The organism is Kribbella sp. NBC_00662 (genome assembly GCF_041430295.1).
Taxonomy (GTDB): domain Bacteria; phylum Actinomycetota; class Actinomycetes; order Propionibacteriales; family Kribbellaceae; genus Kribbella.
In genome coordinates this window covers 7,816,037-7,835,778 of sequence record NZ_CP109029.1, presented here as the reverse complement: position 1 = coordinate 7,835,778, position 19,742 = coordinate 7,816,037, and the positions used below count along the sequence as shown (strand labels likewise).

Below are 19,742 nucleotides of genomic sequence, written 5' to 3'. Positions count from 1 at the left end.
CGCGTTGGTGTTTGTGAACGGCGTGTTGAGTCCATAACGTTCCTGTGAGATCGAGCGCTGTGCTCGACGCCTAGTGTTCACGGAGGGAAGCAGTGAACAAGAGCCAGTTGGTCGAAGCGCTCGCAGTGCACTTCGACGGAAACCGCCGCCAGGCCCAGCACGCGTTGGAATCGGTGATCGACACCGTCCAGCGTGAGCTGACCAAGAAGGGTGGCAAGGTCGCCATCACCGGTTTCGGTGCCTTCGAGGCCATCGAGCGTGGCGCGCGCATCGTGCGCAACCCGCGGACCGGTGAGACCAAGCGTGCCAAGAAGACCACGGTGCCGAAGTTCCGCGCTGGTGCGGAGCTGAAGGCCGTTGTCTCCGGCGCCAAGAAGCTGCCGAAGCTGGTGGCCCCGAAGCCGGCCGCGACCGCCACCAAGGCGGCCGCCCCGGCGAAGAAGGCTGCACCGGTGAAGGCCGCTGCAACCAAGACCGCCGCTGCGAAGAAGACGGTCGCCAAGAAGGCTCCGGCCAAGACGGTTGCCAAGAAGGCTCCGGCGAAGACCGTTGCCAAGAAGGCCCCGGCGAAGAAGGCCCCGGCCAAGACCGTTGCGAAGAAGGCGCCGGCCAAGAAGGCCCCCGCCAAGAAGACCGCGGCGAAGCGTACCGCTCGCTGATCTTCACGCACTGCGGCACCTGTAGTACCGCGAAGGCCGGTCACCCCACTCCAGGGGATGACCGGCCTTCGCCGTTGTCGCTGGCAATCAAAGCCGGCAATTAGAGCCTGGTCCCGAACTCCACCTTGGTGATGCTCAGGTCGGCGCCCGACCCGCTCGTCTCGATCCGCACCCGCTGTCCTACCCGCAGATGGCGGACCGGGGTATCGGCGACGGCATGCACTGTGAACGGAAGCTCGACGCCGGTGTCAGTGAGCACCGCCCCGGAGAACGTCTCGCCGTCGTAGCGGCTTACGGTCGCTTGCATATCAGCAGGCTAGACCTTCGGTCCCGGTCGCGGCACCGAGAACCAGGGACATCACCTCGGCGGTCGCCGGCCCCACCCCGAGCTGCACCGCGTGCGCCAGATCGGCAGCCGTGTCGACATCACGACGTACCGACTCGATCCCGGGCAGCTCGATCGGGATCGCTCCGGACGCCTGGTGTGCCAGGGCGGAGCCGACCCCGAAGCGCGGATCCAGCGGTACGCCGGGAGCCGCCGCGAGCAACGTCGTACCGGTCCCGGGCTGGTCGACCACGAAGGACCGCGGTGCCGTACATGCTGCGAGCACCGCGGTGAGCTCGGCCGGACGCAGCGCGGGAAGATCGGCGGACAGCGCGGCGATGCCGTTGTCCGGGAACTCCGCGGCGGCAACAGCGGCTCCATGCAGCAAGGCCTCGTTGAGCCCGGCGGCCGGGAGATCGGGTACGACGTACGCACCGGCCGCGGTCACATCCGCGGCGACCAACGGGTCGTCCGTGACGACCAGGACCGCCCGGACCAGGGGAGAGGCGAGCGCGGCCGCAGTAGTGTCGAGAGCGAACGCACGGGCCAGCTCGGGACGGTGCTGCGGGTAGGCCGGAGCGAGCCGGCTCTTCGCGATCGCCGTACGCTTCACCGGGATCGCCAGGGTCCAGGGAGCGACCTGTAGGTCTGCCATCAGGCAGGATTCTCCCATGACGGATGGCAGCAACGAGCAGCAGGAGGCCCCAGTGGACAACCGGCCGGACAATCGGCACCGTGATCCGCGTCCGCCGCGTGGCTTCTGGTTCGGCATCATCGTCGCGATCGTCAAGCCGTTCATGATCGTGTTCACCAAATGCCGGTTCACCGGCCGGGAGAACATGCCGCGGACCGGCGGCGTGATCTACGTGCCGAACCACATCTCGCATTTCGACCCGGTGCTGCTCGGGTACTTCATCTGGGAATGCCGGCGGATCCCGCGGTTCCTGGGCAAGGCGTCGCTGTTCAAGATCCCGGTGCTCGGCACGATCATCACCAGCGCCGGCCAGATCCCGGTGTACCGGGATTCCACCCAGGCTGCGGACGCATTCCGGGATGCCGTGGCCGCGGTCGAACGCGGTGAGTGTGTAGGCGTTTACCCGGAGGGCACCATTACGCGTGATCCGGACATGTGGCCGATGACCGGCAAGACCGGCGCCGCCCGGATCGCGCTGATGACCGGCTGCCCGGTGATCCCGGTCGCCAACTGGGGCGCGCAGGAGATCGTGAAGTCCTACACCGGCAAGATCCGGATCCGCCTGCTGCCGCGCAAGACGCTGCAGGTCCGGGCCGGCGCACCCGTGGACCTCAGCGCGTTCGAGGGCAAGCCGCTGACCAACCAGCTGTTGCACGAGGCAACCGAGGTGATCATGGCCCGCGTCGCCGAGACGCTCGGCGAACTCCGCGGCGAGACCCCGCCCAAGGAGCTCTACGACCTCCGCAAAGCAAAGAAGGCTGAAGGCGAGGAGACGGCATGACGAAGGTTGCGGTGTTCGGTGCCGGATCCTGGGGTACGGCGTTCGCGGTGGTGCTTGCGAACGCCGGGAACCAGGTGTCCGTCTGGGGCCGGCGTGAGTCGCTCTGCGAGTCGATCAACGCCGGCCACGAAAACGCCGACTACCTTCCCGGCCTGCGGTTGCCGGACGCGATCACGGCAACCCACGACCCGGCCGCGGCCGCGGATGGAGCGGAGGCGATCGTCCTCGCGGTCCCGTCGCAGTCGCTGCGGGACAACCTGACCGACTGGGCCGGCGTGCTGCCGAACGCCGTACCGCTGGTCAGTCTGATGAAGGGCGTCGAGCTCGGTACGACGAAGCGGATGAGCGAGGTGATCGCCGAGCTCACCGGCGCCGGGCCGGAGCGCATCGCGGTCGTCTCGGGGCCGAACCTCGCCCGCGAGATCGCCGAAGGACAACCGGCCGCGTCCGTCGTCGCGTGCGCGGACGAGGGTACGGCGGCGCGGTTGCAGAAGCTGTGTCATTCGCCGACGTTCCGCCCGTACACGAACAACGATGTCGTCGGCTGTGAGCTCGGCGGCGCCTGCAAGAACGTCATCGCCCTCGCGGTCGGCATGGCCGTCGGGCTCGGTTTCGGCGACAACGCCCGCGCCTCGGTGATCACCCGCGGCCTCGCCGAGATCGCCCGCCTGGGGACGGCGCTGGGCGCGGACGAGCACACGTTCTCCGGCCTGGCCGGGCTGGGCGATCTGGTCGCGACGTGCTCGTCACCGCTGTCGCGGAACCGGACCTTCGGCGAGAAACTCGGCCAGGGCATGAGCGTCGCGGAGATCGCCGGCGGGACCCGGCAGGTCGCGGAGGGCGTGAAGTCCTGCGCGTCGATCTCCGAGCTGGCACACCAGCACGACGTCGAGATGCCGATCGCCGAACACGTCACCAAGGTCATCGCCGGCGAGATGACCCCGAAGGACATGCTGTTCAGCCTGGTCTCCCGCTCGGCGAAGCCGGAGCGCTGGGGATGATCCCGGCCGCGTTCGCCAAGGCCACCATCGATCGTGAAGGTGCCGTCGGCGAGGCCTGGCTGGCCGAGCTGCCCGGGATCATCGACGAGGTTCTGACGGGCTGGGGATGTACGCCGACCGGTGAGGCGATGCACGGCCAGGTCGGCGTCGTCATCCCGGTCGAGGACGATCGGGTCGTGAAGATCTCGTTCCCGCATCCAGGGAACGACTACGAGGCCGACGCCTTCGCGGCGTGGGGCGGCCGCGGCGCAGTGCAGCTCTATGAGCGCGACGACGACCGCTACGCCATGCTCCTGGAACGCGCCCACCCCACGACACTGTTCGACCACAACGAAGATGTCGTGGCCATCGCCGGCGAGCTGCATCGCAAGCTGAGGATCCCGGCCCCGAACGACCTGCCTCGGATGTCGGACCAGGCCGATGCCTGGGAGGAAGAACTTCGCAAGGACGCCGCCGAGCTCGACCATCAGTTGCCGCCGTACGTGCTGGATGCGGCTCTCGCCGTCGTCGACGAGCTCGGTCGCGAGCAGCCGGAGATCCTGATCCACGGCGACTTCCACCCGCGCAACATCCTCCGCGCGGACCGGGAGCCCTGGCTGGCGGTCGATCCGAAGGGGTACGTCGGTGACCCGGCATACGACGCGACTACGTTCCTGCGGACCCGGGCCGCCCATCAGCTCGGCGCCGACGACCTGATCAGGATCCTGAACCACGAGCTCGAACTCTTCGCCGAGACAGCCGAGCTCGATCCTGACCGGATCCGGCGCTGGGCCCAGCTGAACATGGTCCAAACGGCGTTCTGGGGCCGGCGCTACGGATTCGGTCGCGCCCGCAGCGGCGGCCGCCGCGACGCGATGGTCGAGTTGGTCGACGATCTCGCCGTCCACTGGACGGATCCGGTCAGAGGCTGAGGGCGTGGTGCAGGACCAGGATGGCGGCGCCGCGGAGCGCACCGTCCTGGCCGGTCCGGGAGGTACGGACCTGCAGGTCGGTGGTAGCCAAGGGCAACGATCTGGCGTAGACGGTCTCGCGGATGCCGGCCAGCAGGCTGTCGCCGGCCTGGGACAGTGAGCCGCCCACGACGATCACCGACGGGTTGAGCAGGCTGACCGCGGCGGCGAGGACCGTGCCGATCTCACGGCCTGCCTGCCGGACGGCGGTCGTCGCGGTCGTGTTGCCCGCGCGGACGAGGTCGACGATGTCCCGGCTGGTCCCGACGCCCAGCGTGTTCGCGAGTGCCGCCGCCGAGGCGATGGCTTCGAGGCAGCCGATGTTGCCGCAGCGGCAGCGCTCGGTGTGACCCGGCGCCTGGATGTGGCCGATGTCGCCTGCCGCGCCCTGGGCGCCGCGGTGCAACCGGCCGCCGCTGATCACGCCCGCACCGATGCCGGTGGCAACCTTCACGAACAGCAGGTGCTCGACGTCCGGGTATGCCGTCGCGTGCTCGCCGAGCGCCATGATGTTCACATCGTTGTCGACCAGCACCGGGCCGGGGAGTTCACGGCTCAGCCGGCCGACCACGTCGTACGAGTCCCAGCCGGGCATGATCGGCGGATGGTTCGGGCGGCCGGTGCTGTGCTCGACCGGGCCGGGCAGTCCGACCCCGGTGCCGGCGAGATCGTCCGGCGACCTGCGCGCCTCGTCCAGCAGTGCGTGGGCCGCGCGGGCGACGGCGTCGAGGACGACCTCAGGTCCTTCGGCGATCTTGAGCGGTGTCGTCGACCGGTGCAGGATCTCGCCGGCCAGGTCGGTCAGGGCGACGGACAGGTGCGTCGCGCCGACGTCCGCGGCGAGCACGAGTCGCGCGGTCGGGTTGAACCGGAAGCGGGCCGGCGGCCGTCCGCCTGTCGAGGCGGCCTCACCGGACGGTACGACGAGCCCGGCCGCGAGCAGCGCCTCGATCCGCCCGGTGACCGTGGATCGGGCCAGACCGGTGACGTCGATCAGCTCGGCGCGGGTCCGGGCCTGCCCGTCGAGGAGCAGCCGCAGGACCGCGTCCGCAGTACCGAGATCGCTGCCGAGATCGCTCATCACCGGACTTTCGTCGTGCTGGCCGTGGACTTTTGCTTGACAGGGTTCAAAAGGGTCCCATAGCGTCCTTCGACGTGTCCACCAATGCGCGCAAGCTCAGGGTCGGGATCGTCGGCGGCGGGTTCATGGGCCAGGTCCACGGCCGGGCCGCATTGGTTTCTGGAGCAACCGTTGTCGGTGCAGTCGGCTCGTCACCCGCGAGGGCTGCCGCGGCCGCAGAGGCGACCGGCGCCGAGCGCGGGTTCGCGACTCTCGACGAGCTGCTCGCGTCCGACATCGACGTCGTCCACGTCTGTACGCCGAACAACACCCATCGCGACGTCACACTGAAGGCGCTCGAGGCCGGCAAGCACGTGGTCTGTGAGAAGCCGCTGGCCACCTCGGTCGGCGATGCGACCGGTCTGCAGACAGCCGCCTTCGAGGCAGGCCTGGTCGGGGCCGTGCCGTTCGTGTACCGCTACCACCCGATGGTCCGCGAGCTGCGGACCCGGATCGCCGTCGGCGACGCGGGAACGATCACCAGCCTGCACGGCTCGTACCTGCAGGACTGGCTCGCCGGTGCGGATGACCAGAACTGGCGCGTCGACGACACAACCGGTGGCCCGTCGCGGACGTTCGCGGACATCGGCTCGCACTGGTGTGACCTGACCGAGTTCGTCACCGGCGACCGGATCGCCGCGATCAGCGCACAGCTGCGGACGGTGCGGGCCCAGCGCGGCGGAGTCGAAGTACGCACCGAGGACCTGGCCACTGCGCAGTTCCGGACCGAGGCCGGAGTGGTCGGGACGATCGTCGTCAGCCAGGTTGCGGCCGGCCGGAAGAACCGCTTGTACCTGGAGGTGTCCGGCACCGAGTCGAGCTTCGGCTTCGACCAGGAGGACCCGGACCGCCTCTGGGTCGGCCGTCGCGACGCCTCGCAGCTGCTCACTCGCGATCCCGAGACGCTCAGCCCGCCCGCGGCGCGGGTGAACCGGCTGCCGGCCGGGCACGCGCAGGGGTACCAGGACGCGTTCGACTCGTTCGTCGCCGACAGCTATGCCGCCGTACTGGGGGACCACCCGGACGGCCTGCCCGATTTCGCCGCCGGAGCGCGGTCCGCTCGCGTGGTCGACGCCGTACTGCGTTCGGCGGCCGCGGACTCTGCCTGGATCACGGTAGACAACTCTGTCGACAACTCTTAGGAGCCTTGAGATGCCACGCCCGATCACGCTGTTCACCGGTCAGTGGGCCGACCTGCCGTTCGAGGAGGTCTGCCAGTTCGCGTCCGAGGCCGGGTACGACGGCGTCGAGATCGCCTGCTCGGGCGACCACTTCGACGTCCAGCAGGCCGTCGACGACGACACCTACGTCCAGGGCCGCAAGGACATCCTGGAGAAGTACAACCTGCAGGTGTTCGCGATCTCCAACCACCTGGTCGGCCAGGCGGTCTGCGACAACCCGATCGATTTCCGGCACCAGGCGATCGTGCCGTCCCGGATCTGGGGCGACGGCGACGGCGAGGGCGTCCGGCAGCGCGCCGCCGAGGACCTGAAGAACACCGCCCGGGCGGCCAAGAAGCTCGGCGTGAACACGGTCATCGGCTTCACCGGCTCGTCGATCTGGCAGTACGTCGCGATGTTCCCGCCGGTTCCCGCCGAGAAGATCGAGGCCGGGTACCGCGACTTCGCCGACCGCTGGAACCCGATCCTCGACGTGTTCGACGAAGAAGGCGTCCGGTTCGCGCACGAGGTGCACCCGTCGGAGATCGCGTACGACTACTGGACCACCACGTTCGCGCTGGAGGCGATCGGTCACCGGGAGGCCTTCGGGCTGAACTGGGACCCGTCGCACATGGTCTGGCAGGACATCGACCCGGTCGCGTTCCTCTGGGACTTCAAGGACCGGATCTACCACGTGGACTGCAAGGACACCAAGATGCGGGTCGGCGGCGGCCGTAACGGCCGGCTCGGTTCGCACCTGCCGTGGGCCGACCCGCGGCGCGGCTGGGACTTCTACTCCACCGGTCACGGCGACGTGAACTGGGAGGACTGCTTCCGGGTGCTGAACTCGATCGGCTACGACGGCCCGATCTCGGTCGAGTGGGAGGACGCCGGGATGGACCGCAAGGTCGGCGCCGCGGAAGCGGTCAACGTCATCCGCGCGCTCGCCTTCGACAAGCCGACCGCCGCCTTCGACGCGGCCTTCGCCACCGACAAGTAAGCCCTAGCGCCGGTCGCGACCGGCGACGAATCCCAGCGTGACCTGCATGGCTGCGAGTACGGCGAACACGACGAGCGTCGTACTCCAGCCGCCGGTCACCTGGGTCAGGTAGCCGGCGACGACCGGCCCGGCCCCAGCCAGCGTGTAGCCGACCGCCTGCGCCATCCCGGACAGTTGGGTGGTCTCGTGGTGGCCGCGGCCGCGAAGACTGATCAGCGACAGTGCGGCGACCAGCCCGGCACCCTGTCCCAGACCGCCGACGATGGCCCAGACGATCGCCAGGTGCGGCGCCAGCAACAGACCGAGCAGCGCGACGAGGATCGGCGTACTCGCCGTCATCAGACCGGCTCGCTGGTTGGTCGGGTGCTTCAGCAGGAACGGGATGCTGAGCCCGCCGATCAGACCGAACACCTGAAACAGGAACAGATGTACGCCGGTGGCGCGCTCGGACACCCCACCGGTCGAGATCTCGATCGTGGGTAGCCAGTTCACGAACAGGTAGAACGCCGTGGACTGCAGCCCCATGAACCCGGTGACCAGCCACGCCGTCGGCTGCCGCCACACGCTCACCGGGGGAGCGCCGTCCTCGGTGGTCGCTGCCGGCATCGGCTCCGGCGAGAGCGTCCGCGGCAGCCAGATCACCGCGACCAGTACGGCGAGACCGCCCCAGACCGCGAGTGACAACCGCCAGTCGACCGCATCCGCGATCGGTACGGCGAGGATCGATGCGATCGCCGCACCGCCGGTGATGAACGCGGTATAGATCCCGGTCGCCCGGGAGACGCGGTTGGCGTAGTCCCGCTTGATGATGACCGGGACCAGCACGTTCCCGATCGCGATCGCTGCGCCGACGACCGCCATACCGATCCAAAGACCTGCCTGGCCCGTGTACGGGCGCGCTGCGCTGCTGAGCGCCAGCACCAGGAGCGAGACGAAGACCGCTCGCTCCATGCCGAAGCGGCGGGACGCCAGGTGGACGAGCGGCGATGCGACGGCGAACGCGAGCAGCGGCAGCGTGCCCAGCAGGCCCTGCGCAGCCTCGCCCAGGTGGAGGTCGAGACCGATCCGCGGCAGCACCGGACCGACCGCGGTCAGGGCCGGCCGGAGGCTCAGCGCGACCACGAAGGCGGTCGCTGTGATCAGCGCCGACCGCTCCCGAGTCACTGGTTCGGTCAACACCGCCACGACACACCTCTCCGCTCTGTTCCCGAACAGCTCTCTGCAGATGTCCTACATTTACACTGTACGCTACTCGGGAACGGAGGCTGATCCGGTGTCACTCGAAGGACCTGTGCGGCAGGTGCCGCTCGTGCTGCAGGTGTCGGAGCGCTTCCGTGCGCAGATCGAGTCCGGGGCCTGGCCGCGCGGCTCGCGCATCCCCGGCGAGAACCAGCTCGCGACCGAGCTGGGCGTCAGTCGCGGAACGGTCCGGGAGGCGCTGCGTTCGCTGAGCCTGACCGGCCTGCTCGAGCCACGCGTCGGCGACGGCACGTATGTCCGCGCGACCAACGAGATCAGCGGTGTACTGGTCCGCGACGAGCTCTCCGCGTCATTGACGCATGTCCTCGACGCGCGCGCCGGTATCGAAGCCGCAGCCGCCCGCCTGGCCGCGCAGCATCCGGATCCGGACAGCCTGGCTGCCCTCTCCGCCATTCTCGATGCCCGGGCCGCCGCTCTGGTCGCCGGTGACTTCGAAGCCTTTGTTGCCGTGGACGCCGACTTCCACCGCGGCGTCGTCGCCGCCAGCGGGAACCCGTTGCTGCTACGGCTGTACGACGCGATCGCCGAAGTACTGACCGAGTCGATCCACCAGACCGCGACGATCCCCGAGGACCACCGGATCCTCGACGCCCACGTCGTCGTCCTCGAGGCGATCCGGGCGGGCGATCCCGAGGCGGCGAGTCAGGCGTCGTACGCGTTGATCGAGACCATCAAGCAAGAAGCGAAGGATCCGGCCAGTAGTACCTGAAGCAGGCCGGTGTGCCGTTGAGTCGCCGCGCCTCACCACCTGGCGGCGGGACGTCCTTGCGGTCGCCGCGGATGCCGCCGCGCGCTTCGTAGAACCCTTGAGCGGCGGTGTTCTGCTCGAGGACCCACAGATACAGCCCGGACCCGGGCTCCAGCTCCTGCAGGGCCTTGGCCGTCAACGCGAGCAGTTGCGTCCCGATGCCCTGCCGCTTGAGCGGCGCGCGGACGTGCAGATTGTCGACGAGCGCACCGAACTTCGGGTCGGCGCCGAGCACGAGATGCGAGAGACCGACGAGCTTCCCGTCGTACTCCGCAACCGTCGTCCGCGTGCCTTCCCGCGCCGCAAGCCGCTTGGCCCACATCGCGCCGAGGTACTCCGCCGACTCGTCGTCGAGGAACGCGTCGGCGTACGCACCGCGGTAGTGGCGCCGCCAACTGTCCCCGTGCAGTTCAGCCACCGCTGCCGCGTCATCTGCCCCAGCCGTCCGGAACCGCAGCTCATTCATTCTCGAATTCGTATCACTCGCGGTCGTTGTCATCGGGGCTTGTCCGAAGGGTGAACCCGGCGTCCGCGAGCCGGCTACGGATCAAGGTGTCAAGCTGCTGCCAGCCTGGCGAGGATGCATTGAGGGTGCTTTGCAGGAGGTCGGGGATGGCGGGATCGGCGGAGGCGCCCGGTGATTCGGTTCCGTAGCGTTGGATGCTGGCGGCAACGATCCGGTCGGCGAGCTCGGTCAGGAACGGGTCGTCGGGGTCGAGGTCGTGGGCGCGGTCCGCGGCAAGGTAGAGGCTCCGCAGCTCCGGATCCGTGAGCGCCTGCGCCTGGTCCTGGAACCAGGTGCCGGCGAGGTCCGGGTGGGTCGCGTAGACGATGATCCACAGGTCCCGCTCCATCGCGATCCACCGCTGCGTGAAGCCGAGCGCGGACAGCCCGGCGAGATGCTCCTCGACGTCCGCGGGCAGGATCCGGATCTCGCCGGCGGCCAGCATCCGGAGCCGGCGCTGGGTCTCGCGGAGGCGTTTGATCCGGGTGGTCAGCTCGGCATCGATCTGCTCGAGCGCGGGACTCAGGGCGTCGGTTGAGCTGAGCTCGCGGATCCGGGCGAGCGGTACGCCGGCCTCCGCCAGCATCCGGATCCGGACCAGCTCGACGACGGCCTCCGCGGAGTACCGGCGGTATCCGGACGAGTCCCGCTCGGGCTCCGGCAGCAGGCCCTTCGCGTGGTACACGCGGACGGTCTTCGTCGAGACCCCGACGTACCGCGCGAGCTGTCCGATGGTGAGCACGACCCCATTCTTGACCTTGCCCCAAGGGCAATGTCGCACGATGGCTGTATGACCGACTGGGACACCCTGCGCGCACTCGCCGACGAAGGCAACGAGAAGGCGCTGGACCGACTCGCGGATCTGGCCGACGAGCGGGACGACGTCGAGACCCTGAGCGAGCTGCTCGACGAAGGTTCCGACCGCGCCGGCGAACATCTCACTCGCCGGGCCGCGGCCGCGAAGGATCTGCTGGAGCTTCAGCGCATCAGCGACGCCGGGTACGACGAGGCCGGCGACGTACTCAACCGCCTACTGGGCTGAGCGGACACCCGGTCCCGATGCGCTCGGTCAGGTCAGCGCGCAGCGTGGTCAGCTCGGCCATCCGCTGATCGATGATCTCGACCTTGTCGGCGAGCAGCGCGGACAGAGCGCTCGCCGAGTCGGGGGAGTCGCGGACCTGGTCGCCGAGCTTGGCGATCTCGGCAAGCGAGAAGCCGAGCGCCTGCGCCGTACGGACGTAAAGCAACCAAGGCACCATCTCCGCGGAGAAGTCCCGATAGCCGTTCGGCCGCCGCTCGCCTTCGACGAGACCGATCCGCTCGTAGAAACGGATGGTGTCCTTGGACAGATTCGTCTGCTGGGCGAGCTCACCTATGCGCACGGGGATCCTCCGTCGGCTTGACCCTTGGCTTGACATTGGACAGCACTCCACTGTTTACCTTCGAACGCGTGTCTCCCCAAACCAGCGGGTATCTCCGCATCGTCCGCGCCAGCGCCTGGTACGACCTGATCGTCACCGCAGGCTTCGCCACGCCCTGGACGTACGTCCTCGTCCACCGCGCCCTGTCGTCACTCGGGACCTTCCCGCCGACCGACACCATCCAGACCCTCTACGCGAACCTGATGGGCTCCGTCGTGGTTGTCTGGGCGCTTCTCCGCCTGTTCCGCACGCTGCCGCTCCACGGCCTGTACGACGGGATCGCGCGCGTCCTGTTCGCGGCCTGGCAGACGTACGCGCTGACCCACGGCGCGACCAAGGTCCTCGCGCTGTTCCTCGTCTTCGAGATCAGCTTTGGAGTGGTCCAGCTCCTGCCGTGGTTGACGGACGCGGCGCGAGCACGCGCGCGAACACAGCCAGCCCGGCCGCCAGCGCGGTGACCACGATGAACGACATGGTCAGGTTGCTGGCCTGCGCGATGCCGCCGATGATCGACGGCGCCACCAGGCCGGACGCGTAGGTGATCGTCGCGACGCCCGCGATCGCCTGGCTCGGGTTCGGCCCTGTGTGCCCGGCCGCGGCGAAGGCCAGCGGTACGACGACCGCGATCCCGACGCCGATCAGGCCGAACCCGATCATCGCGACGGCCGCCGTCGGCGAAACGACCACGAGCAGACTGCCCAGCGTCGCGATCACACCACTCCAACGAACCGTCCGTACGGCGCCGAACCGGTCGACCACCGCATCGCCGGTCAACCGCGCGATCGCCATCGTCAGCGCGAACCCGGTGGTCGCCCCGGCCGCGACCCCCGCCGAACTGTCCAGGATGTCGCGCAGGTAGACGGCCGACCAGTCCAGGCTCGCCCCCTCGGCGAACACCGCGCAGAACCCGACCGCCCCGATCAGCAGCGCCGATTTCGGCGGCAGCGCGAACCGCGCCGGCGGCTCCTCGTCCTCCTCGGGATGGATGTTCAGCACGAACTGACACACCACCGCACCGATCACCGTCAGCACGACGGCTGCCACCACGTGATGGACCTGCGCGCTGACATTCGCATGCGCCGCCACCGTGCCGACCGCCGAGCCGAGCAGCGCGCCCACACTCCACAGACCGTGCAGGCCGGACATGATCGACTTCTTCAGCCGGTGCTCGATCTCGACGCCGAGCGCGTTCATCGCGACATCGGCCATACCCGCCGTACCGCCGTAGATGAAGAGGGCGACGCACAACGTCAGGAGACCGGGTGCGAACGACGGCGGGATCAGCGCGAGGGTCCAGAGCGCGAGCAGACCGCGCAACGCGTTCCGGCTGCCGAACCGGTGACTGACCCGGGCGGCGAACGGCATCATCACCGCCGCGCCGAGCGCCGGGAACGCGAGCGCCAGCCCGAGCTGGCCGGCCGAGACCCCGGCGTGCTCCTGGATCCACGGCACCCGGGTCGCGAACGACCCGGTCACCGATCCGTGCACGCAGAAGACGGCGGCCACGGCGTACCGGGAGCGCTTGACGAGGTCGGTGTCTTCAGTCACAAGCAAACACACTATCTGTTTGAACGATCAGGCGGATGGTAGTTTTTTGCACGTGAGAAGTGCAGAACGGCATCAAGTGATCGTAGAACGACTACGAGTCGTCGACCGAGTGTCGGTCCAGGAGCTGGTCGAGGCGACCGAGGCCTCGGATATGACGGTCCGCCGCGACCTCGACTTCCTGGCGGCGCAGGGCGTGCTGAAGCGCGTCCACGGCGGCGCGGTCGCGTCGCTGCCGTCCGGCCTCGAGCCGCCGCACTCGCTGCGCGCCCAGGCCGCCGTCGCCGCGAAGCAGGCGATCGCTCGCGCCGCCGTCGAGCACCTTCACGACGGCGAGACGATCGTCCTCGACAGCGGTACGACGGCACTCGAGACCGCGCGGCTGCTGCACGACCGCGCTCTCACGGTCATGCCGCTGTCGCTGCACGTCGCACACGAGCTGGCGGATGCGCCGCGGATCCGGCTGCTGATGCCGGGTGGAGAGGCGCGCAAGGGTGAGCTGTCGCTGGTCGGTCCGCTGACGGTCGCCTCGCTGCGGGCGCTGCACTTCGACGCCGCCGTCCTGAGCCCGTGTGCATTCAGCCTCGACGCAGGACTGACTGCCTTCGACCTGGGGGATGCGGAGGTCAAGCAGGAGGCGATGAAGGTCGCCACGCGCACCGTCGTACTCGCGGACGGCGCCAAGTGGGACCGGGCCGCTCTCGCCTACGTCTGCCCTGCCGACCGGCCCGACCTGATCATCACGGACGAGTCCGCTCCGGAAGACCAGCGCACCGTCCTGACCCAGCGCGGCGTACTCGTAGAGGTGGCCTCTTGACCGCGACCGACACGCGATCGCGGACAGCTCCACCCCGGGCTGCACGGGTCGCCACCTGGATGTACTTCGGTCTGAACGGGTTCGCGGTCGGGATGTGGGTCGTGCACATCCCGAGCATCGAACAGAAGACCGGTATCACCCACAGCACGCTCGGCCTGCTCCTGCTGGTGCTCGGCGGCGCCGCGTTCACCGGTATGCAGGTCGCGGGTCCGCTCGTCGACAAGCTCGGCCAGCGCCGGCTCGTCCCGGCCGCCGGCATCCTGCTCGGCGTCGCGCTCGCCGGGCCCGGCCTCGCGACGAACTGGTGGACGCTCGGCCTCACGCTGATCTTCATCGGCTTCGGCAACGGTTCGATCGACGTCGGCATGAACGCGCAGGCCGTGGTCGTCGAACGTAATTACCCGCGCCCGATCATGGCCGCCTTCCATGCGATGTGGTCGATCGGCGGCGCGATCGCGGCGATCGTCGGTGCGGCGACGCTGCGGGCCGACGTACCGCCGGAGGTCACGCTCGCCTCGGCCGGTGTGTTGTGCATCGTGCTGTCGCTGGTCGCCAGCCGGTTCTTGCTGGAGGCAACCGTTCCTCCGGAGGACGACCTGGCCGAGGGGGAGCAGCGGGCGAAGCCGCCGGCCAAGCTCGTCTGGGCTCTGGGCGGACTCGCGTTCGGGCTGATGCTGTCCGAGGGCGTCGCGAACGACTGGGCCGCGCTGCACTTCCGCGACATCCTCGGGACATCGGTCAGTACGGCGGCCTACGCGTACGGCGCGTTCGCGGTCGCGATGACCGTCGGCCGATTCCTCACCGACCGGGTCGCGGCCGTCGTCGGACCGGCGGCGATCGTGCGCTGGGGTGCGGCGATGGCGGCGGTCGGGCTGACGCTGGTGATCGTCGTACCGTGGGTGCCGGTCGCGCTCGTCGGCTGGGCCGTGTTCGGGCTGGGCCTCGCGGGCGGCGTACCGCAGCTGTTCACCGCCGCGGGCAACCTCGACCCGCGGTCGTCCGGCGCGCTGATGGCGCGCGTCGTCGGCCTCGGGTACGTCGGTCTGCTCGCCGGGCCGGCGCTGATCGGCGGGCTCGCGCACTGGATGCCGCTGAACATCGCGTTCATCCTGCCGGTCGTGCTGTGTGTGCTGACGTTCTTCGGCGGCCCGGTGCTGAAGAAGGGCATCAGCTAAGGGCTTGCTCGAGGTCCGCCCAGAGGTCGTCGGGGTGCTCGATGCCGACCGACAGGCGGATCAGGTCCTCGGGGATCGTCGGGACCTCCATCGGCCAGCGGCGGCGGCGTTCGAGCATCGACTCGACGCCGCCGAGACTGGTCGCGTGCACCCAGAGCTCGGTCCGCTCGCAGACCCGCTGGGCGAGCGCCGCGTCACCGCCGAGCTCGACGGCGAGGATCGCGCCGAAACCGGACATCTGTGCCGCCGCGCGGGCATGGCCCGGGTCGCTCGGCAGACCGGGGTAGCGGACGCGGCTGACGCGGGGGTGCTCGAGGAGTCGCTGAGCCAGGAACGCGGCGTTCGACTGGGCGCGCTCGAGCCGAAGGGCGAGCGTACGCAGACCGCGCAGCGCGAGCCAGGCCTCCATCGGGCCGGGGATCGCGCCGAAGCTGCGGCGCCGGTGCTCGATCGCTGACCACAGGTCGTCGTCCGCGGTGATGACGGCGCCGAGGACGACGTCCGAGTGACCGGAGATGAACTTGGTGGCCGAGTGCATCACTACATCCGCACCGAGCTTGAGCGGCTGCTGGAGCAGGGGAGTCGCGAACGTGTTGTCGACGACAACGATGGCATCGGTCGCTTCCGCGAGTGCCGGAATGTCGGCGACCTCCATCGCCGGGTTGGTCGGCGACTCGATCCACAGCATGTCGGCGCCGACGACGGCCTGCTTCACGGCCTCGGTGTCCGCGACATCGACGTGCTCGACCTTCAGTCGGCCGGTCTCGGCCTGCTGATCGAGCAGCGCGACGACTCCGGAGTACGCGTGCTGCGGCGCCACCACCCGCCCGCCGACCGGCACCAGGTCGATGACGGCAGCTGCCGCCGCCATTCCCGACGCGAACGCGACGCCACGGCCGCCCTCGAGCTCGCCGAGCGTCTCCTCGAGCGCCGACCACGCGTCGTTGCCGAACCGCCCGTACCCGCGATCGCCGCCGGCGACGTACGTCGAACTGAACACCGGCGACTCGCCGACGGGAGCATTCGGCACCCGCTCCGGCCGACCCGCGTGGACGACGACCGTGGAGGGATCAAGAGTCATGTGCTGAATTCTCGCTGACGCGGTAGGTAGCAGCGGGGAGGGGGATCCCGCCCGTGCGCAGGAGGCTCATGCCCTCGCGGGCGAGCGACTTCGCGTCGGTGGTGTCGGGGCTGTCGACCCACACGCGGACGACCGTCTCGATGATGTTCATCGCGATCCCGGCCGCCAGCGCGCTCGTGAACTCGGCGCGGTTGTCAGCCGGCAACCGCAATACCAGCTCGTCGGCGAGGTCGGTGCGGAAGCGCCAGATCAGCTCGTTGAGGTGGGCACTCACCGACGCGGTCTGCGCCGCCAGGTCGAACACCGCCCGCACCCGGTCCGGGTTGGTCTCCAGCTGCTCCAGGACCCGCTCGATCACCGCCTGCAGGCCGGCCGTCAGCTCCAGGTCGGGCTGCTCGCGGAACCAGCTGACCGCGTCGCCGAGGCAGTCCTCGACGAACTCGAGGACCAGCGTTTCCTTGGTCGGGAAGTACCGGTACAGCGTGCTCGGCCCGACCTCGGCCGCCGCCGCGATCTGCTCGACCGTGGTCCGGCCGAAGCCGTTGTCGTTGAACAGCTCGAACGCTTTGTCCGCGATCAGCCGGCGGGTCCGCTCCCGCTTCACCTCGCGCAGTCCCATCAGCACCTCCGCGGGCAGGGTACCGGTTCGCCGACTCGCCGGATGTTGCTCCTCTTTGGAGGACTCAGTCATATGGTAGTCACTACCAAAATTGATCGGGAGGGTTCATGACCGAGAGCTTCCCCGTCGGCCGTCCGACCGGGTGCCCGTTCGACCCGGCGCAGGCGTACGCCGGCTTCCGCCGTACGCCCGAGCTGGCCAAGGTCTCCACGCCGGCCGGAGTCGACGCCTACGTCGCCAGCCGGTACGACGACGTACGCACACTGCTCCGGGATAGCCGGCTCAGCTCACGGTCCGCGCCGTCGGACCACGTCGTCCCCGGCGCCGACCTGGACCGGGAGGCCGACTCGGGCTCGATCCTGCATGCCGACGGTGCTGCGCATAAGCGGCTGCGGCGGATGCTGGCGACCGAATTCGCGGTGAAGCGGATGGAGGCGATGCGGCCGCGGATCGCCGCGATGATCGAGACACAGCTCGACACGATGCTCGCCACCGGCGGGCCGGTCGATCTGGTGCAGGCATTCGCGTTGCCGATCCCGTCGCTGGTGATCTGCGAACTGCTGGGCGTGCCTTATGCGGATCGCGCCGAGTTCCAGGAGCGGAGCGCGACGCTGGTCCGGGTCGACGGCGATCGGGACGAGATGATGCGGGTCAGCGACGCGCTCAACCAGTACATGGTCGGTCTGGTACTGGCGAAGCAGTCCGAGCGCTCAGATGACCTGCTGTCGCGGCTGATCACCCGTGGCGAGGAGTTGGGTGAGCCGCTCAGCCTGCCGGAGCTGGTGTCGATCGGGATCACGCTGCTGATCGCCGGGCACGAGACGACCGCGAACATGATTGCTCTCAGCACGCTCGCGCTGCTGCGGAATCCTGCGCAGCTCGACGCCTTGCGAGCCGACCCGGAGCTGGCGCCGGCGGCGGTCGAGGAGCTGCTCCGGTATCTGTCTGTCGTCCAGTTCGGGCTGTTCCGGCACGTCACAGACGAGCTGCCGGTCGGCGCGGCGACTCTGCAGGCGGGGGAGTTCCTGATTGCGGCGCTGTCCTCGGCGAACCGGGACTCGCAGGTGTTCCCGGACCCCGATCGGCTGGACGTGCGGCGGCAGGACGCGGCCCATGTCGCCTTCGGATTCGGGCCGCATCAGTGCCTCGGCCAGCAGTTGGCGCGGGTCGAGCTGCACGAGGTCTTCACCCGGTTGTACGCGCGGATCCCGACGCTGCGACTCGCCGTACCGTTCGAGGAGATCGAATACCGGAACAACACGCTCGTGTACGGAGTGACAGCGTTGCCAGTCACCTGGGACTGAACTCGGGCCGGTTGTTACGGAGTGCGATCTGAAGGGCTCTTAACCGAACCCTGGTCGGAACCTGATCCCCGGGCCGCTACAGTCGAGCCGGTGAGTGAGTACTCGAACGAAGAACAGCGCAAGCCCCGCGTCGCCGTCGTTTTCGGTGGCCGGTCGAGCGAGCACGCCATCTCCTGTGTCACCGCGGCCAACGTCCTGCAGGTGATCGACCGGGACAAGTACGACGTGGTCCCGATCGGCATCAGCACCAGCGGCCACTGGGTGCTGGAGAGCGGCGACCCCGAGCGGCTGTCGATCACCGACGGCAAGCTCCCCGAGGTCGACGTGACCGCGATGCCGGTGCTGTTCGGCGCGAACCGCGAGCTCGTGATCAGCGAGCCCGAGCAGGTCCCGAGCACCCTCGGCCAGGTCGACGTGGTCTTCCCGCTGCTGCACGGCCCGTGGGGCGAGGACGGCACCATCCAGGGCCTGCTGGAGATGTCCGACATCCGCTACGTCGGCTCCGGCGTACTCGCGAGCGCCGTCGGCATGGACAAGCACTACATGAAGGTCGTCTTCCAGGCCGCCGGCCTCGAGGTCACGCCGTACGTCGTGATCCGCGACCGCGACTGGATGCGGGACCCGGCCGCGTGCCGCGAGGCGGTCGACGCGCTCGGCTACCCGGTCTTCGTGAAGCCGTGCCGCGGCGGTTCGAGCCTCGGGATCAGCAAGGTGAACAGCCTCGACGAGCTCGACGAGGCGGTCGCGGTGGCCCGCGCCCACGACCCGAAGGTGATCGTCGAGGCCTCCGCGAAGAACCCGCGCGAGATCGAGGTCGGCGTACTCGGCGGCCTGAACGGCGCCAAGCCCGAGGTCAGCGTCTGCGGCGAGATCGCGGTCTCCGGCGGCGGCCACGACTTCTACGACTTCGAGACCAAGTACCTGCCCGAGGGCGAGGAGTACACCGCGCTGTCGGTCCCGGCCGACCTGCCCGAGGAGATCGCCGCCGAGGTCCGCGCCAAGGCCCTCACCGCCTTCGACGCCATCGACGCCGAGGGCCTCGCCCGCGTCGACTTCTTCCTCGACGCCGACAACCGCGTGATCATCAACGAGATCAACACCATGCCCGGCTTCACCCCGACCAGCATGTTCCCCCGCCTGTGGGCCGCCTCCGGCAAGGACTACGCAACCCTCGTCGAGCACCTCCTCTCCCTCGCGATGACCCGCCCCACCGGCCTGCGCTGACCCCGTACCGGTCCGTGCCCGTCACGTGCCCGTCCGTGCCCGTCACGTGCCCGTTCGCGCCCGTTGGGTGGCGCGGACGGCTGGTGGCGGGCTTGGTTGAATAAGGCAACTACTCCAACTGGTTGCCGGATGCATCGACAGGGCGTTGACACTGCGTCAGCATTGACATAACGTCAGCTTTCAGTAACGAATAGTGATCGGCCCGAAACAGTCCCGTACTGTGGCCGCCGATCCAACGGGGTGCGACCACGCCATCAACGCGCCAGGCTCGGGAAAGTCCTGTCCTGCCGCTCGTGGCGGTCTCCCGATGTCCTGTACCGGGCCCTGGACCTGTCCCGGATCGCTCGATGTCG

At 69.1% G+C, this 19,742-nt stretch carries 23 protein-coding genes; 13 read left to right on the top strand and 10 right to left on the bottom strand.

What is annotated here, in order from left to right:
• Positions 1–92: 92 nt before the first annotated feature.
• A complete protein-coding gene (locus OHA10_RS38530) occupies positions 93–659 on the top strand; it encodes an HU family DNA-binding protein (protein WP_371403720.1) in 567 nt (188 codons plus the stop codon).
• A 100-nt stretch (positions 660–759) separates the two neighbouring features.
• Here the strand turns inward: OHA10_RS38530 and OHA10_RS38525 are convergent, their stop codons facing one another.
• On the bottom strand, positions 760–966 hold the full coding sequence (locus tag OHA10_RS38525) for a hypothetical protein (RefSeq protein WP_371403719.1): 207 nt from the start codon (positions 964–966) through the stop codon (positions 760–762).
• A 1-nt stretch (position 967) separates the two neighbouring features.
• Positions 968–1,639: a 2-phospho-L-lactate guanylyltransferase gene (gene cofC, locus OHA10_RS38520; RefSeq protein WP_371403718.1), complete on the bottom strand. Its 672-nt coding sequence runs from the start codon at positions 1,637–1,639 to the stop codon at positions 968–970.
• A gap of 16 nt (positions 1,640–1,655) precedes the next feature.
• On the opposite strand from cofC, the gene OHA10_RS38515 reads away from it, so the two are divergent.
• From OHA10_RS38515 to OHA10_RS38505, 3 genes are read left to right on the top strand one after another with little or no spacing between them, the layout of a single operon-like run.
• Positions 1,656–2,459, top strand: a complete 804-nt coding sequence (locus tag OHA10_RS38515) for a lysophospholipid acyltransferase family protein (RefSeq protein ID WP_371403717.1) — start codon at positions 1,656–1,658, stop codon at positions 2,457–2,459.
• The gene (locus tag OHA10_RS38510; RefSeq protein ID WP_371403716.1) at positions 2,456–3,460 is read left to right on the top strand and encodes an NAD(P)H-dependent glycerol-3-phosphate dehydrogenase; all 1,005 of its coding nucleotides are present in this window, start codon (positions 2,456–2,458) and stop codon (positions 3,458–3,460) included. The genes OHA10_RS38515 and OHA10_RS38510 overlap by 4 nt, the downstream gene beginning before the upstream one ends.
• Positions 3,457–4,371, top strand: a complete 915-nt coding sequence (locus OHA10_RS38505) for an aminoglycoside phosphotransferase family protein (protein ID WP_371403715.1) — start codon at positions 3,457–3,459, stop codon at positions 4,369–4,371. The genes OHA10_RS38510 and OHA10_RS38505 overlap by 4 nt, the downstream gene beginning before the upstream one ends.
• Here OHA10_RS38505 and OHA10_RS38500 read toward each other — a convergent pair.
• Positions 4,361–5,491, bottom strand: coding sequence for an ROK family protein (locus tag OHA10_RS38500; protein WP_371403714.1), 1,131 nt, complete (start codon positions 5,489–5,491; stop codon positions 4,361–4,363). The genes OHA10_RS38505 and OHA10_RS38500 overlap by 11 nt on opposite strands.
• Positions 5,492–5,565: 74 nt before the next feature.
• On the opposite strand from OHA10_RS38500, the gene OHA10_RS38495 reads away from it, so the two are divergent.
• Both OHA10_RS38495 and OHA10_RS38490 read left to right on the top strand, forming a co-directional pair.
• Positions 5,566–6,672 carry a Gfo/Idh/MocA family protein gene (locus OHA10_RS38495; RefSeq protein ID WP_371403713.1) on the top strand — a complete coding sequence of 369 codons (1,107 nt, stop codon included), beginning with the start codon at positions 5,566–5,568 and terminating at the stop codon, positions 6,670–6,672.
• 10 nt (positions 6,673–6,682) lie between these two features.
• Positions 6,683–7,690, top strand: a complete 1,008-nt coding sequence (locus tag OHA10_RS38490; protein ID WP_371403712.1) for a sugar phosphate isomerase/epimerase family protein — start codon at positions 6,683–6,685, stop codon at positions 7,688–7,690.
• Between the two features lie 3 nt (positions 7,691–7,693).
• Here OHA10_RS38490 and OHA10_RS38485 read toward each other — a convergent pair whose 3' ends face one another.
• Positions 7,694–8,869: an MFS transporter gene (locus tag OHA10_RS38485; protein WP_371403711.1), complete on the bottom strand. Its 1,176-nt coding sequence runs from the start codon at positions 8,867–8,869 to the stop codon at positions 7,694–7,696.
• Positions 8,870–8,963: 94 nt separating this feature from the next.
• Here OHA10_RS38485 and OHA10_RS38480 point away from each other — a divergent pair, with 94 nt between their 5' ends.
• On the top strand, positions 8,964–9,659 hold the full coding sequence (locus tag OHA10_RS38480; RefSeq protein WP_371403710.1) for a FadR/GntR family transcriptional regulator: 696 nt from the start codon (positions 8,964–8,966) through the stop codon (positions 9,657–9,659).
• Here the strand turns inward: OHA10_RS38480 and OHA10_RS38475 are convergent.
• Entirely contained in the window at positions 9,622–10,164 is a 543-nt protein-coding gene (locus tag OHA10_RS38475; protein ID WP_371403709.1) for a GNAT family N-acetyltransferase, read from the bottom strand. The genes OHA10_RS38480 and OHA10_RS38475 overlap by 38 nt on opposite strands.
• A gap of 13 nt (positions 10,165–10,177) precedes the next feature.
• Positions 10,178–10,945 carry a MerR family transcriptional regulator gene (locus OHA10_RS38470; protein ID WP_371403708.1) on the bottom strand — a complete coding sequence of 256 codons (768 nt, stop codon included), beginning with the start codon at positions 10,943–10,945 and terminating at the stop codon, positions 10,178–10,180.
• 48 nt (positions 10,946–10,993) lie between these two features.
• On the opposite strand from OHA10_RS38470, the gene OHA10_RS38465 reads away from it, so the two are divergent.
• Positions 10,994–11,245: a hypothetical protein gene (locus tag OHA10_RS38465; protein WP_371403707.1), complete on the top strand. Its 252-nt coding sequence runs from the start codon at positions 10,994–10,996 to the stop codon at positions 11,243–11,245.
• On the opposite strand, the gene OHA10_RS38460 is transcribed toward OHA10_RS38465, so the two are convergent.
• Positions 11,226–11,585, bottom strand: a complete 360-nt coding sequence (locus tag OHA10_RS38460) for a MerR family transcriptional regulator (RefSeq protein ID WP_371403706.1) — start codon at positions 11,583–11,585, stop codon at positions 11,226–11,228. The genes OHA10_RS38465 and OHA10_RS38460 overlap by 20 nt on opposite strands.
• A gap of 68 nt (positions 11,586–11,653) precedes the next feature.
• Here OHA10_RS38460 and OHA10_RS38455 point away from each other — a divergent pair, with 68 nt between their 5' ends.
• Entirely contained in the window at positions 11,654–12,082 is a 429-nt protein-coding gene (locus tag OHA10_RS38455; RefSeq protein WP_371403705.1) for a hypothetical protein, read from the top strand.
• Here OHA10_RS38455 and OHA10_RS38450 read toward each other — a convergent pair.
• Entirely contained in the window at positions 11,991–13,172 is a 1,182-nt protein-coding gene (locus tag OHA10_RS38450) for an MFS transporter (protein WP_371403704.1), read from the bottom strand. The two genes, OHA10_RS38455 and OHA10_RS38450, sit on opposite strands and share 92 nt — an antisense overlap.
• A 76-nt stretch (positions 13,173–13,248) precedes the next feature.
• Between OHA10_RS38450 and OHA10_RS38445 the strand changes: the two genes are divergently transcribed.
• Entirely contained in the window at positions 13,249–13,986 is a 738-nt protein-coding gene (locus OHA10_RS38445; RefSeq protein ID WP_371403703.1) for a DeoR/GlpR family DNA-binding transcription regulator, read from the top strand.
• A complete protein-coding gene (locus tag OHA10_RS38440; protein WP_371403702.1) occupies positions 13,983–15,161 on the top strand; it encodes an MFS transporter in 1,179 nt (392 codons plus the stop codon). The genes OHA10_RS38445 and OHA10_RS38440 overlap by 4 nt, the downstream gene beginning before the upstream one ends.
• On the opposite strand, the gene OHA10_RS38435 is transcribed toward OHA10_RS38440, so the two are convergent.
• Together OHA10_RS38435 and OHA10_RS38430 are read right to left on the bottom strand one after the other, a co-directional pair.
• The gene (locus OHA10_RS38435) at positions 15,154–16,242 is read right to left on the bottom strand and encodes a PLP-dependent aspartate aminotransferase family protein (RefSeq protein WP_371403701.1); all 1,089 of its coding nucleotides are present in this window, start codon (positions 16,240–16,242) and stop codon (positions 15,154–15,156) included. The two genes, OHA10_RS38440 and OHA10_RS38435, sit on opposite strands and share 8 nt — an antisense overlap.
• On the bottom strand, positions 16,232–16,861 hold the full coding sequence (locus OHA10_RS38430) for a TetR/AcrR family transcriptional regulator (protein WP_371403700.1): 630 nt from the start codon (positions 16,859–16,861) through the stop codon (positions 16,232–16,234). Before OHA10_RS38430 ends, OHA10_RS38435 begins: the two co-directional genes overlap by 11 nt.
• A 107-nt stretch (positions 16,862–16,968) precedes the next feature.
• On the opposite strand from OHA10_RS38430, the gene OHA10_RS38425 reads away from it, so the two are divergent.
• Together OHA10_RS38425 and OHA10_RS38420 are read left to right on the top strand one after the other, a co-directional pair.
• Positions 16,969–18,165, top strand: coding sequence for a cytochrome P450 (locus OHA10_RS38425; protein ID WP_371403699.1), 1,197 nt, complete (start codon positions 16,969–16,971; stop codon positions 18,163–18,165).
• A gap of 90 nt (positions 18,166–18,255) precedes the next feature.
• A complete protein-coding gene (locus OHA10_RS38420) occupies positions 18,256–19,389 on the top strand; it encodes a D-alanine--D-alanine ligase family protein (RefSeq protein ID WP_371403698.1) in 1,134 nt (377 codons plus the stop codon).
• The last annotated feature ends 353 nt before the right edge of the window (positions 19,390–19,742 follow it).